Consider the following 13,747-nt stretch of genomic DNA (forward strand, 5'->3'; position numbering starts at 1 on the left):
GCATTTTCATGCCATCACTTAAAGCGCTGATTCTTCGACAAGGCTCTCCTCTCCTGAGCAAAGCCGAAAGGCTCAGCATGGCGGATTTATTGTTTATAGCGCTTAATCAGCATAAGCCCGCTCCATAATAACGACAACAACATGATGACAGCGCCTATCGCAAAGACCGTTTTAGCCAAAAAATGATCGTATTGCAAAAGACCGGACTCGGTCAGAAGATACTGCCAGTCATGAAAACCATAGGGCGCCGAATGACCGAAATTACCGCCCACTAGCGGCAGCTGCCCTGCCCGCGCATCGTTCATATACGGCGCGATATCCAGAAAATTCTCACCGATCCACCATAATGCTACCGATGCACCGAACGGATCGCGTGTTTTGAGTAACAATACGCCCGCGCAAATTGACGGCATCAGCAGCTGTCCCAGCGTTCCGCCCAGTGAAGTGATGAATGCGCCGAATGGCCTGAAAATAATATGTCCCGCCTCATGAAAAGGCAGGTTGACCAGATGCAAAAAAGAGTTTCCAACAGCGTTGCTCTCGATAGATGGGCTGATAAGCTGCCAGCTCCAAAGCATGAGACCCAAAACAATAATCGACTGGCCTCTTAAATACGCCGATGTGCCTGGCTGCTCCTGACGAAACAAAATCCGTGTTAACGGCTTTGCTTCATCTTCTTCGTACAATGTCACAATGGGCGCTTGAACTTCTTTCCGGGCCGTCTGTTCAGGATGATATTTCAGATATTTTTCAAAAACGATGCCGCAATGAGGACAGATTTCACTTTGTTCATACAGGTCGTGTCGGCACTTGGGACAGTTCATGAGCTTTTTTCAATTAAGGTTAAGCGGATCGAATTGATGTTTTTTGTTCGTGTCTTCGTGGTGAAAAAATTCGCTTAAGCACTCCTATGGTATATTTCATCCCTAATTTGTTCAGCTTAAGATCTTAACCACTGACACCAATTTTTAGGAGATAACATGCCAAAACCCGTCACCCCTTTGCTGGCCGCCGATATTTTAATCGAATTGATCGACCAACCCGAGCGGCCGTTTGTGCTGATTGAGCGCGCCTACCCGCCATATGGCTGGGCAGTGCCGGGCGGTTTTGTCGATGTCGGCGAAACCGTGGAGCATGCGGCGATTCGCGAAGCGAAGGAAGAAACCTGTCTCGACATTACCCTGACGGCTTTACTGGGCATTTACTCCAATCCCGAACGTGATTCACGCAACCATACCGTCACTGCGGTCTATATTGCCGAAGCAACCGGCATGCCGCGCGCAGCGGATGATGCAAAAAATTTCGGCATTTTTACGTTCGATAATCTCCCCGCTGTGCTGGCATTCGACCACTCCCAGGTTGTGGAAGATTATCGGAATTACCGCCTAAACGGAAAAGTGACACCATTAAGGGTTTGATTCACCACGAAAACACGAAGAACACGAAGGTAAAAAAATAACTATTAAGTTCCGCTTTGCTGCCCTCCACATCATTTATTGGGTTCATTAAAAATTAAACCATCGAAGTATTGTAAATGCTTACGTAAAACTTCGTGTTCTTCGTGTCTTCGTGGTGAAATTCTTTATTGATTAGTTACTCCTCATCCAGCCACTGCGGACAGCTGCAAAACAAATGCCTGTCGCCATAAACATTGTCGATACGCCCGACCGGCGGCCAGTATTTATCGTCATGCTGATGGTTGTTTGGAAAAAAAGCCTGTTGTTTCGAGTACGGCAGAGTCCATTGTTCCAGCAACAAGCGGTGGGTATGCGGGGCATTATGCAACAGGTTATTTTCAGCGTCCGCTTCGCCGGTTTCAATGGCTTTAATCTCTTCGCGAATGGCGATTAATGCAGAGCAAAAACGGTCTATCTCGGCTTTATCTTCGCTTTCGGTGGGTTCTATCATCAAAGTGTCGGCGACCGGAAACGACACGGTGGGCGCATGAAAACCATAATCGATCAGGCGCTTGGCAATGTCTTCGACGGTGACGTTGCAGGTCTTTTTAAAGGCGTGGCAATCGATGATGCATTCGTGCGCGACCCAGCCGTTTTTGCCTGTGTATAAAATCGGGTAATAGGGCGCTAGACGTTTGGCTATGTAATTGGCGTTCAAGATCGCGGTCAATGTTGCGCGTTTTAACCCGGCTGCGCCCATCATCGCGATATAGGCCCAGGAAATGGTGTAGATGCTGGCCGATCCCCAGGGTGCGGCGGATACCGTGCCTATGGTGCCGTGCTCGCCTTTGGCAGGATTAACGCCATCGACAACCGGATGATCGGGCAGGAACGGGGCCAGATGCGCGCCCACGCCTATCGGACCGACGCCGGGACCGCCGCCGCCATGCGGAATGCAGAAGGTTTTATGCAGGTTAAGATGCGCGACATCGGCACCGATTTTGCCGGGACGACTCAAGCCGACCAGCGCATTAAAGTTGGCGCCGTCCAGATAAACCTGTCCGCCATGCTGGTGGATCAAGTCGCAGATTTCGCGGAACGCCTGCTCGAACACGCCGTGCGTGGACGGATAGGTAATCATTAACGCGGCCAGCGTGTCATGGTATTCGGCGGTTTTCGCGCGCAAATCATCCAGGCTGACGTTGCCGTTTTCATCGCAGGCGACCACCACGACTTTAAGCCCCGCCATCGTAGCGCTGGCCGGATTGGTGCCGTGTGCGGAAGCCGGGATCAGGCAGATGTTGCGTTGCGATTGTCCCCTGACTTCATGGTATTTGCGGATGACTAAAAGGCCGGTGTATTCGCCTTGGGAGCCGGCGTTGGGTTGCAGCGAAAACGCATCAAAGCCGGTCAGGTCGCACAGCATGTCTTCCAGCTCGGCAAACATTTGTTGGTAGCCGTGGGTCTGGTACAGCGGCGCGAACGGGTGCAATGCGTTAAATTCATAATAAGAAATGGTCTGCATTTCCGTCGCGGCGTTCAGCTTCATCGTGCAGGAACCCAGCGGTATCATCGAGCGGTCCAGCGCTATATCGCGTCTGGCCAGCCTGCGCATATAACGCATCATTTCGGTTTCGGAATGATAGCGGTCGAAAACCGGGTGTTGCAGGATTTGATCGTTGCGTAACAAGGCTTCGGGAATACATTCGCCGAGTGTCGCATCCAGACCGTTGATGTCTGGAAGATCGGCAGTGGCGGATGCGAAAACCTGCCAAACGTCTCTCAAGTTTTCCCGCGTGGTGGTTTCGTCCAACGAGATGCCGATATGGTCCGCATCGATAACACGCAGGTTGATACTGGCTTCTGTCGCCTGCGCGGCGATGCGTTTTGCCCGGTTCGGCGTGCTGATAATCAAGGTATCGAAATAACACTCGCTAAGCACCTGATGACCCAGTTGGGTTATTCCTGCGGCCAGGATTTGTGCGTAGCGATGCACCCGGCCTGCAATCAAACGCAAGCCTTCCGCGCCGTGATAAACCGCATAAAATCCGGCAATCACCGCAAGCAGCACTTGGGATGTGCAGATATTGCTGGTGGCCTTATCCCGGCGGATATGCTGCTCGCGGGTTTGCAACGCCATGCGCAACGCCGGCTGGCCGTGGCTGTCTTTGGAGACGCCGATAATGCGGCCGGGTACCGAGCGTTTGTATTCGTCCTTGGTCGCAAAATAGGCGGCATGAGGACCGCCGTAACCCATCGGTACGCCAAAACGCTGGGAGTTGCCGACTACGATATCGACGCCGAATTCGGCAGGCGGTTTAAGCAATACCAGCGCCAATAAATCCGCCGCGACTGTGACTAAGGCCGATTTGGCCTGGGCTATGGCGGTAATCGCGGCCAAGTCTTTGATTTCACCTTTGCAGCCCGGATACTGCACCAGCAGCGCAAAAAAATCGTGTTGCTCCAGATCTTTGTAAGGATCGGCGACAATAACCTCATAGCCCAGGGAGCGGGCGCGGGTCTTGATCACGGCAATGGTCTGCGGGTGGCAATCCCTATCGACAAAAATGCTGTTAGCTGTGCTTTTGGACAAGCGCCGCGACATAGTCATCGCTTCAGCCGCTGCGGTGGCTTCATCGAGCAGCGAGGCGTTGGCAAGCTCCATGCCGGTTAAATCGATGATGACTTGCTGAAAGTTAAGCAATGCTTCCAGCCGCCCTTGGCTGACTTCGGCCTGATAAGGCGTGTAAGCCGTATACCAGGCCGGGTTTTCCAGCACATTGCGTTTAATCACCGCGGGCATGACGGTATCGTAATAGCCCATGCCGATCATCGAGGTGAATACTTTATTGCGCTCGCGCATTTTGCGCAGGTGTTTGATCACTGCGCGCTCACTGATCGTTTCGGTCAGTTTTAACGGTTCATGATTCAGGATATTGGCAGGAAAGGCCAGCTCGATAATGTCTTCCAGTTCATTGATACCCAGCGCTGTCAGCATGTCCTTGATTTGCTGCGGATTGGGGCCGATGTGACGGTTGATAAAGTTACCGCGCATTTCCAGTTGCGCCAAGCCAGGGCGGGATAAGGACATAATTTTATCGATGATAGCGATGGGGGATAAAAGGCAATGGCGTCACGTTAACCGTAATATTGTGATCACGGACCATAGTATGTAGCGGACTACCCAAGTCAACGGTATACGGATCAAGCAGCGCCATCGCTATCGGCCGCCTCAAACTGGGAGAGAAATTGCCGCTGGTCACATAGCCTACGGCAATATCTTCGCTGTTACAGATGACGCTGCCTTCCCGCACGGGTATTTTGCCGTCGACCAACAAACCGACACGGATTTTTTCCGGCCCGTTTTGCAACTGGGCCGTAATTTTGTCGGCTCCAGGAAATTGGCTATCGCCTTTTTTAAGCAGCCACTCAAGACCTGCCTCTACCGGGGTAATCGATTCATTCAGTTCATGGCCGTAAAGGCATAGACCCGCTTCCAGGCGCAAGGAATCCCTGGCCGCCAAACCTATCGGTTCCACATCGTCTTCGGCCAGCAACAGGCGGGCAAGTTGTTCGGCATAATGATGGCCGACCAGTATTTCAAAACCGTCTTCGCCGGTATAGCCGCTACGGCTGATGTTACATTTTATGCCTTCAATATAGGTACCGCACGCTTGCATAAAGGAAAGTTCAGCGGCTTGCGGCGAAAATTTTTGCATCACTGATGCGGCCGCAGGCCCTTGCAATGCGAATAAGGCCTGGCCCGTCAGTTCATTAAAACAACAGCGGCCGGATAATCGATTATATAAATACTTAAAATCTTTGTCTTTGCAAACGGCATTCACAATGATCATGAAACCTGTATCAATACGGGTAATGACAATGTCATCCATAATGCCGCCATTATCATTGGTTAATACCGTATATTTTTGCTGGCCGGATTTAAGTCCGACAATATCGCCGGGTACCAGCTGTTCAAGCTCATGAACCGCATCATCGCCCAGAATCAGACACTGCCCCATGTGGGAGATGTCGAAAAAACCGGCATGGCTGCGGCAATGCAGATGTTCATGTAGCGTACCGTTGCCGTATTGCACCGGCATAAAATAGCCGGCAAACGGCACCATCCTGGCGCCCAGCTCAAGATGCAAATTGTAAATTGGCGTTTGTTTTAGCATGAAGTATTTATCTTGGCGGTGAGCAAGACGGTAGTTTAGCGATTTGTTGGGGCATTTACTACGAAGAGCGTGAAGAAAAAACACAACTTCAACAGCACTCCGATCACATGGATTACGCGAGGCTTTATTCAATCTACTCACTGTTTACTTGTTTAAGTTTTTTAGATTAAAGCTATAGCTTGTATAATCCCCTTTGTTTCGGCTTGATATCTTGCTGCACTCACTTCTTATTAAAAATCTCAGAGAACTCTATGGCGCTGTATTGTGGAATCGTCGGTTTACCCAATGTTGGGAAATCAACCTTATTTAATGCATTAACCCGTGCAAAAATCGCGGCCGAAAACTACCCCTTTTGCACCATTGATCCCAATGTAGGCGTTGTTCCCGTGCCTGACAGCCGAATGGACAAGCTGGCGGAAATTGTAAAACCCGAACGCGTATTGCCTACCACGATTGAGTTTGTAGACATTGCAGGACTGGTGGCCGGCGCATCGAAAGGCGAAGGATTGGGCAACCAGTTTTTAGCCAATATTCGTGAAACCGATGCGATAGCCCATGTTGTACGCTGCTTTCATGATGATAACGTCATCCATGTTGCCGGAAAAATCGATCCTCTTTCCGACATCGAAGTCATCAATACAGAATTGGCGCTGGCCGATATGGCTTCCGTTGAAAAAGCCCTGTTACGTGCGACCAAAGCCGCCCGAACCGGCAACAAAGACGAACAGGCGAAAAAAGATGTACTGGAAAAAGTTTTCAAGCAATTGGATTCGGGTGAGCCTGCGCGAACCCTGCCATTAACCGATGATGAAAAAGCCCTGATTCGAGACCTGTGTTTAATGACGCTCAAACCGGCCATGTACATCGCCAATGTTCAGGATGACGGTTTCGAGAACAATCCATTACTGGATAAAGTGCAAGTGCTGGCGGACAAGGAAGGTGCGATGGTAGTGCCGATCTGCGCCGCCATAGAAGCGGAAATAGTCCAGTTGGATGAAGACGAAAAGAAGGAATTCCTTGATGATCTGGGACTCGAAGAACCCGGCTTAAACCGTGTTGTAAGAGCCGGATATAAACTGCTGAACCTTGCGACCTACTTCACTGCCGGAGTAAAAGAAGTCAGGGCCTGGACTATCCCGGTAGGCGCGACCGCGCCCCAGGCGGCCGGCGTTATTCACAGCGACTTTGAAAAAGGCTTTATTCGCGCCGAAGTCATTGCCTATCAGGATTTCATCGATTACAAAGGCGAACAGGGCGCCAAAGACGCCGGAAAATGGCGGCTTGAAGGCAAGGACTATATCGTTAAAGATGGTGATGTAGTGCATTTCAGATTCAACGTTTGACAAAGTAAGAGCGGGTACTTATAATTCCAGCTCTTCAAAAGACCTGCCCAAATGGCGATGTAGCTCAGCTGGTTAGAGCACGGGATTCATAACCCCGGGGTCGGTGGTTCAAGTCCACCTATCGCCACCAAATAAATCAAGACTTTGGGATATTTCCAAGGTCTTTTTTTATGCCTGAAATAAAAATGGCGCAATTGGCTAACTTCTAAAAAAGTCGCACCACCCGCCAACTATTCCATGTATAAGTATAGAATGGATGATTAGAGTTATCCCTATCATCGGTGATTTATGGCTTTCACCGGATTTGGTTACATCTTATGTTGTTTGTTTGAATGCCCTTTAAAAGTACATAACAAATGGTAGATCCCGTCAAAAAATATATCGAACAGTTCAAAAATACTACGCAACATCTTGACCCGGCAGACTCGAGCCTAAAAAAACTGGATATTGAGTTCGTCAAAAAACTCTCGCGTATTATTGAATCGCATCCGAACATTAAAAGCGGAAAATCAAAATACATCGCTGAAAAAGCCTTGCTGATTGCAGGTGGCTTGGATATGGGTGCGGAAGAAAAAGGAGATCTTCTCTATGCCGGGTTACTGATACAACTCGGCAAGATAACTTTGCCGGATAAATTGCTGAATAAGCCTTTTTATTCAATGTCTACCGTCGACAAATATCGCTATTTAGGGCATGCGATAGAAGGAGAGATTTTATTGCATGGATTGAAGCAATTTAAAGGAGCGACCACTTTAATCCGGAATCAATACGAACACTATAACGGCGACGGCTTTCCCGACGGATTGGTTGAACAGGCCATTCCGTTGGGATCCCGTATTCTCAGCGTGGTCAGTGATTATATTTTTTATCTGGACGGTTCAATGACAGGTAAAGAGATGTTTGTCGACGCCGCACTCAGCCAGTTAATAATTCGCAAAGGAAGCAACTATGACCCTGATGTTGTGGACGTTTTCATTAATGTACTCAAAGGTGCAACCGTTGAAGAACTCAAGGATGCACTGGTCAAATCGAAATTACTGGCTGTCGCTACAGAAAAATGGAGAAAAGGCCTCTTGCTTAATACCAAGAATAATAAACTCCATGCTTCCACAATTGTTGAAATTTCATTGCCCCAACTGAAACTCGGTATGAAAGTGGATAGCATTCATTTCGGCAGCGAGCCTTATATTAGACATTGTATTGTGGATCAATCGATCATTGACAACGTCACTCTATTAACAAAAACCAACGGTAAAAATCCCATCATCAAAATTTTCCTATAATCGCCGGATCAGGTTATAGCCGATCGGATTATCGCGGGTTGTTTTAATTGACATCTGAACCTGCCGGATATTGAAATCCACCTATCGCCGCCATTTTAAGCTTGATCACTTGCCTGAATTTTAGGCACAAAAAAGCCGGTATTACCCGGCTTTTTTGTCACATCGGTTTTAAACCAGCCGCATTGTCCTTAAGATGCAAGCAGCTTCGGCTTTTATTTCAAATACTTAATAACCGCATATTTTGACAAACTTCTTTCGGATGAACCGTAAACGGTGCTGGGGTAACTGCCATAAACGTTAACCGATGCGCCGCCTGCCTTGTAAAATTCCGCCAGCTGAGACTGAGTGTTCATTTTAATCACAGCGTCGCCACCTGCCTCACGAGCCTTTTCCACTATATCGTCACGAACAGACGACGTAGCGTGCGTATACATCCAGCCGGCTCCACGATTATCATCAATAAAACCCATTATCTTGAATTTACGCGGGGGTTCACCGCTATCCCAAATCTCCATGCCGTCAACAACGACCTTAGATCCGCCCTTACCGTCTATTATCCCTTCCCGCACTCCCTGAAACGCCTTGTATTCGGTGCTTACACATGCACATCCGGCAAGTAATAACACCGTAGTTAATGCAGTAATCATTGTTGTTTTTTTCATATTGTTCCTTTTTTATTTAAATACCGGCACCAAAAAAACCGCAATGATGAGGCGTTAATGGCAAAATACGGAAGAAGTCGACAGTTATTTTATAATAATTTAAGCCGTCTTGATTGAAAATTATGACGATCGGCTTCCATCCATTAGGATACCGATTGAATCACATTGACCAGCAGGCTCGGATAAACACCAAGCCAGACCAACAGCATCGTTAAAACAGCGAGTATGGCATTGGAAATCCAATCTTGTGCGGGTTTAATCCCTGTAGCTTCGACATTCGTCGACATCACAACGATAATTCTCAAGTAGTAATAAAGCCCCAGGCCGCTCCCGACAATAACCGCGACCAGCAATCCCCATAACCGGCCCTCAGCTGCGCTGGTAAAAATATAGAATTTGCCGATGAAACCGGCAGTCAGCGGAATACCCGCCAGCGAAATCAGCATCAGCGTAAAAATCGCCGCCAGCCACGGTCTTCGCCAAAACAGCCCGCGATAAAAAGACAGATCATCCGCTTCCGTTTCCGGCGTTGAAAGCACCGAAACAACCCCGAAAGCGCCAATCGTAGTAATGAAATAAGCCAGCAGATAAAAAGAAACCGACTCAACGACCAATACCGAAGAAATGCTGCCGCCTGCAACGAATGCAACCAACAGATACCCCATATGAGCGATAGACGAATAAGCCAGCAAACGCTTAACATTATTTTGCAGCAGCGCCAGCAGGTTACCGCCCAGTATGGATAAACCGGCAATAACACCGAAAACATTTAGTAACGGCGCGTAATCATAGCTATAGGTGCTGATAAAAAACCTCAGCAACAGAGCGAAAACAGCACCTTTGGAAACTGTCGCGATAAATGCGGTGATCGGCGCGGGCGCGCCCTCATAGACATCAGGCGTCCACAAATGGAAAGGCACCAGGGAGAGCTTAAAACCCAGCCCGGCCACGATCAGGAGTATTCCGCTCAAAACCATCGCGTTCATATCCTGCCGACTTGTCATATACCCCCCGATGCCGCTGAATGAAAGTTCGCCGCATTGCGCATAGATCAACGCCATGCCCATCAGCAGGAAAGCCGAAGACACGCCGGACAAGACCAGGTATTTAATCGCTGCCTCCAACGGCCGTGCCTGATTAAGCGGATAGCCGATCAGCACAAACAGGGAAATACTGAGTATTTCAAGACCGACAAAAAAGCTTGCAAAATGACTGCTGCAGACCAGCACTGAAGCGCCCAGCAGCGCGGTCAGCAGCAGCAACGGGAGTTCTTCGTTTTCTCCTTCACGCGCTTTGAAATAGTCGTAACAAAGCCCCAGCACCGCCAAACCCGCCGACAGCAACAGCGCCATATAGAACAGGGCATAAGCATCCATCAGCATCAATACAGTGGCCTGAACCGGAATTTGACGCCAGACAAGACCCAACGCGGCCAGTGATATAACGATTCCGATCGCGGCAATGGCGCAGGACGACACAAAATTCCGCCTGATAGCAATGCCGAGCATTATCGCTATTGCAGTTCCGGCAAGCGTGATGATAGGCGCAAGCGCGAAAAGCTGGTTAATATTCATCAGCGCTCCATCTCAATAGAACTTTGCATTGCCGGAGCCGAGACATTCAATACGGCTTGAGGACTCAAACCAAGCCAGGCAGTGGCGAGCACCAGCAAGCCCAACGATAGCCATTCGCGCCGATTGAAATCGGCCAAAGCAGAATGTTGATAACGCGGACCGTAAAAAGTTTTTTGCATCATGCAAAGCGCATAAACCGGCGCCAAAATCAGCACCAAGGTGGTCACCGAAGTCAACAACATATTGACGCTGAAAGCTCCCTGCAATACCAGAAATTCGCCAATGAAGTTGCCCAATCCTGGAAGACCCAGCGAAGCCAACGCAAACAATAGCGTCAATGCCGACAGCTTGGGCAATACCGGCCAGAGTCCGCCCATGTTTTCCATTTCACGGGTATGCAGGCGTTCTTGCAAAGCCCCGGCAATCATAAACAATGCCGACGCGCTAATACCGTGAGCCAGCATCGTGATGACCGAACCTTGTAACGCGAGCAAATTCCACGAAAAGATCCCCAACAGGATAAAGCCCATGTGGCTGACGCTGGTATAAGCAATCAGCCGTTTCAGGTCGGACTGGGCAAAAGCCATGGCCGCCGCATAAAGTACGCTGACCGCTCCCAAGGTCATCGCAACCGGCGCAAATTGATGCGCCGCTTCCGGAAACAACGGTATGACAAAGCGCAGCAGGCCGTAAGCGCCGGTCTTAAGCATGACCCCGGCCAGGATCACGCTGCCTCCGGTTGGCGCCTGGGTATGCGCGTCCGGTAACCAGGTATGAAAAGGCACCGCAGGCAGCTTGACCGTAAACGCGATAAAAAAGCCCAGCATCAGCCAGAATGCGGCATCGGGGTTAAGCGCAATATTAAGCAAGTCAAAATAATCGAAACTATAGATACCGCTATTGTTATGGTGAATCAGCACCAACGACACGATTGCCAGCAACATCAACAGACTGCTCACCTGCGTGAAAATGAAAAACTTGACTGCCGCATACGTCCGGCTTTCATGACCCCAGATACTGATCAGAAAATACATCGGGATGATCATCAATTCCCAGAAGAAAAAAAACAGGAACAGGTCGAGCGCGAGAAATACACCGACGGTTCCGGCCAGACACGCCAGCAGATTAAAGAAAAAAAAGCCCTGACGATTCGTGATTTCGGTCCAGGAACTGCTGACCGCCATAAACCCAAGTAACACCGTCAGCGTTATTAAAAGCAGGCTCAGGCCATCCATCGCCAAATGAAAATGGATACCAAAACGAGGAATCCACGGCGCATAAAAATCGCCGAACCAAGTGGATGGAAAACCGTTCGACTGTTCCGCCACCGAATACGGCACTATCAGCAACAGGGCCTCAACGATAAGGACAATGACTGCAAGCCAACGCGGCGCGCCCGGACTCCAGCGCGCCGACAACCAGGCGGCAAATCCTCCCAGCAGCAAAACGCAGATCAGCACAAGCAATATCATGACAGCCATCCTATAGCGATAATGACCACAGTGCCGAATGCTATCGATGAGATGTAGCCACGGATAGTCCCGGTCTGTAACGCGCTGGACATCAAGTGCCCTCCCCGGCTGAGCGAGACTATCGTTGTGTAGATGCGATCCACCACATCGTTTTTATTCAGTTTGGCGATGGTTTTAAAGGGCCGTAGCACTAAGGTGTCATACAACGCATCAATGCCCCAGCCGTTAAAACAGACTATCCGTATTCGGTTTGCTTGGCCGGGGCCGACGAGACGCTGAACAGAATAGCCGTCGTCAAGATAAAACAGCATCGCTATCAGCAAACCGACAAAAGGCGACGCAACGGTAATGACGGACACAAGACTGAAACCGTGATCGGGATTCAGCAAAGCCGGAAATACAGAATCCAGGGAGATTCTCAACATACCGCCAAACAGGGCCAACGCACTCAGCAAGACCAGCGGCAGGCTCAAACGCCAACCAAGCCGCTTTTCAACGGCTTGAGATTGAACGCCGAAAAATACCACGAAAACCAGACGAAAGCTGTAGAGGCCGGTGATTATTGCGCCCAGGCAACCGGCCGCCCATAAACCCGGAGAGACGCTGTAAACTGACGACAAAATCTCGTGTTTGCTGTAAAAACCGGAAGTAAAAGGCAATGCGGATAAAGCGGCGCTGCCGATCAAAAAACTCAAAAAAGCCAGAGGCATGGTTCTACGCAATCCGCCCATCTTGAAAATATTGTGCTCGTGATGAAAACAGAAAATAACCGCACCTGCGGCGAGGAATAATAACGCTTTAAAAAAAGCATGAGTCAGCAGGTGAAAAATCGCCGACGACCAAGCGCCGACGCCTAACGCAAGAAACATATAACCGATCTGGCTGATGGTTGAATAAGCCAGAATGCGCTTGATGTCGGTCTGGGCCAGCGCGGAGCAACCCGCCATCAATAAGGTGACCGTCCCGATCACTGCAACCGCGAACTGAACCGACGGCGCCATCATGAACAAAGCATTCGTTCTGGCAATCAGGTAAACGCCCGCAGTGACCATCGTGGCGGCATGAATCAACGCGCTAACCGGCGTAGGACCTGCCATAGCGTCGGGCAGCCAGGATTGCAGCGGCAATTGCGCGGATTTACCGAGCGCTCCACCCAGCAGCAAGGCCGCGGCGACTACTGGCAACAGCGCGCCCGGAAGCCACTGGCTCGTTGCACGCAGCATCAGCTGCTGAATATCAAACGTATGCAGCTCTGTAAACAATAAAAACAATCCAATCAATAAAGCCGTGTCCCCTATCCGTGTCATCACGAATGCCTTGCGTGCGGCATAGCCGTTGTTCGGGTCTTCATACCAGAAGCCGATCAGCAGATAGCTGCCCAGCCCGACGCCTTCCCAGCCCAGAAAAAGCAACAGCAGATTATCCGCCAGCACCAACACCAACATCGCGGACACAAACAGGTTCATATAGGCGAAAAAGCGCGCATAGCCGGGATCGTCCGCCATAAATCCGGCAGAATACAGATGAATTAAAAAGCCGACGCCGGTAACGACAAACAACATCGTGACCGACAACGCGTCGAGATAAAAACCGATAGGTATCGACAGCTCGCCGATTTCCATCCAGTATCCTAATACCGTGCGGTCAGGTTCCATCGTTCCGTTCAGGAATTCTGCTCCGACCAGGGCAACCAACACCGCCGAAACCGCCACGGTACCAACTCCGACCCAGGCAATCACTGGCCTGGGAAGCCATTCGCCTGCCAGTACCAGAATTAAAAACCCCAGAAATGGAGATAACGGTATCCAGCTTAGCAGTTCGATCATGTCCATCGCCTA

Annotated in this window: 10 protein-coding genes and 1 tRNA gene; 4 read left to right on the top strand and 7 right to left on the bottom strand. The window is 49.9% G+C overall.

Features of this window, described 5'->3' with window-relative positions:
* Positions 1-86 precede the first annotated feature (86 nt).
* Positions 87-824: a zinc ribbon domain-containing protein gene (locus V7051_RS14460; RefSeq protein ID WP_333876099.1), complete on the bottom strand. Its 738-nt coding sequence runs from the start codon at positions 822-824 to the stop codon at positions 87-89.
* Positions 825-980: 156 nt separating this feature from the next.
* On the opposite strand from V7051_RS14460, the gene V7051_RS14465 reads away from it, so the two are divergent.
* Positions 981-1,418 carry an NUDIX hydrolase gene (locus V7051_RS14465; protein WP_333876102.1) on the top strand — a complete coding sequence of 146 codons (438 nt, stop codon included), beginning with the start codon at positions 981-983 and terminating at the stop codon, positions 1,416-1,418.
* A gap of 175 nt (positions 1,419-1,593) precedes the next feature.
* Here V7051_RS14465 and gcvP read toward each other — a convergent pair whose 3' ends face one another.
* Entirely contained in the window at positions 1,594-4,488 is a 2,895-nt protein-coding gene (gene gcvP, locus V7051_RS14470; protein WP_333876103.1) for an aminomethyl-transferring glycine dehydrogenase, read from the bottom strand.
* A 4-nt stretch (positions 4,489-4,492) separates the two neighbouring features.
* Positions 4,493-5,575, bottom strand: coding sequence for a glycine cleavage system aminomethyltransferase GcvT (gcvT, locus tag V7051_RS14475; RefSeq protein WP_333876105.1), 1,083 nt, complete (start codon positions 5,573-5,575; stop codon positions 4,493-4,495).
* Positions 5,576-5,826: 251 nt separating this feature from the next.
* Here gcvT and ychF point away from each other — a divergent pair, with 251 nt between their 5' ends.
* The 3 genes from ychF (at position 5,827) to V7051_RS14490 (ending at position 8,201) form a co-directional block, all read left to right on the top strand.
* On the top strand, positions 5,827-6,918 hold the full coding sequence (gene ychF / locus V7051_RS14480; RefSeq protein WP_333876107.1) for a redox-regulated ATPase YchF: 1,092 nt from the start codon (positions 5,827-5,829) through the stop codon (positions 6,916-6,918).
* Between the two features lie 53 nt (positions 6,919-6,971).
* Positions 6,972-7,048: transfer RNA gene (locus V7051_RS14485), tRNA-Met, on the top strand.
* A gap of 226 nt (positions 7,049-7,274) precedes the next feature.
* Positions 7,275-8,201 (top strand): HD-GYP domain-containing protein, encoded by a 927-nt coding sequence (locus V7051_RS14490; protein WP_333876108.1) that lies wholly within the window; start codon positions 7,275-7,277, stop codon positions 8,199-8,201.
* Between the two features lie 212 nt (positions 8,202-8,413).
* Here the strand turns inward: V7051_RS14490 and V7051_RS14495 are convergent, their stop codons facing one another.
* From V7051_RS14495 to nuoL, 4 genes are all read right to left on the bottom strand, one after another.
* Complete coding sequence (locus V7051_RS14495) at positions 8,414-8,863, bottom strand: hypothetical protein (protein WP_333876109.1); 450 nt, start codon at positions 8,861-8,863, stop codon at positions 8,414-8,416.
* A 143-nt stretch (positions 8,864-9,006) separates the two neighbouring features.
* The gene (locus V7051_RS14500) at positions 9,007-10,437 is read right to left on the bottom strand and encodes an NADH-quinone oxidoreductase subunit N (protein ID WP_333876110.1); all 1,431 of its coding nucleotides are present in this window, start codon (positions 10,435-10,437) and stop codon (positions 9,007-9,009) included.
* Positions 10,437-11,909 (bottom strand): NADH-quinone oxidoreductase subunit M, encoded by a 1,473-nt coding sequence (gene nuoM, locus V7051_RS14505; protein ID WP_333876112.1) that lies wholly within the window; start codon positions 11,907-11,909, stop codon positions 10,437-10,439. The genes V7051_RS14500 and nuoM overlap by 1 nt, the downstream gene beginning before the upstream one ends.
* Positions 11,906-13,735: an NADH-quinone oxidoreductase subunit L gene (gene nuoL / locus V7051_RS14510; RefSeq protein WP_333876114.1), complete on the bottom strand. Its 1,830-nt coding sequence runs from the start codon at positions 13,733-13,735 to the stop codon at positions 11,906-11,908. Before nuoL ends, nuoM begins: the two co-directional genes overlap by 4 nt.
* Positions 13,736-13,747 lie beyond the last annotated feature (12 nt).

The sequence above is a fragment of the Methylobacter sp. genome, assembly GCF_036845245.1.
Taxonomy (GTDB): domain Bacteria; phylum Pseudomonadota; class Gammaproteobacteria; order Methylococcales; family Methylomonadaceae; genus Methylobacter_A.

Bases quoted from the DNA above. Each gene is read 5' to 3' on its own strand.
- V7051_RS14460 (WP_333876099.1), bottom strand. From the start codon at position 824: ATGAACTGTCCCAAGTGCCGACACGACCTGTATGAACAAAGTGAAATC.
- V7051_RS14465 (WP_333876102.1), top strand. From the start codon at position 981: ATGCCAAAACCCGTCACCCCTTTGCTGGCCGCCGATATTTTAATCGAA.
- gcvP (WP_333876103.1), bottom strand. From the start codon at position 4,488: ATGTCCTTATCCCGCCCTGGCTTGGCGCAACTGGAAATGCGCGGTAAC.
- gcvT (WP_333876105.1), bottom strand. From the start codon at position 5,575: ATGCTAAAACAAACGCCAATTTACAATTTGCATCTTGAGCTGGGCGCC.
- ychF (WP_333876107.1), top strand. From the start codon at position 5,827: ATGGCGCTGTATTGTGGAATCGTCGGTTTACCCAATGTTGGGAAATCA.
- V7051_RS14490 (WP_333876108.1), top strand. From the start codon at position 7,275: ATGGTAGATCCCGTCAAAAAATATATCGAACAGTTCAAAAATACTACG.
- V7051_RS14495 (WP_333876109.1), bottom strand. From the start codon at position 8,863: ATGAAAAAAACAACAATGATTACTGCATTAACTACGGTGTTATTACTT.
- V7051_RS14500 (WP_333876110.1), bottom strand. From the start codon at position 10,437: ATGAATATTAACCAGCTTTTCGCGCTTGCGCCTATCATCACGCTTGCC.
- nuoM (WP_333876112.1), bottom strand. From the start codon at position 11,909: ATGATATTGCTTGTGCTGATCTGCGTTTTGCTGCTGGGAGGATTTGCC.
- nuoL (WP_333876114.1), bottom strand. From the start codon at position 13,735: ATGATCGAACTGCTAAGCTGGATACCGTTATCTCCATTTCTGGGGTTT.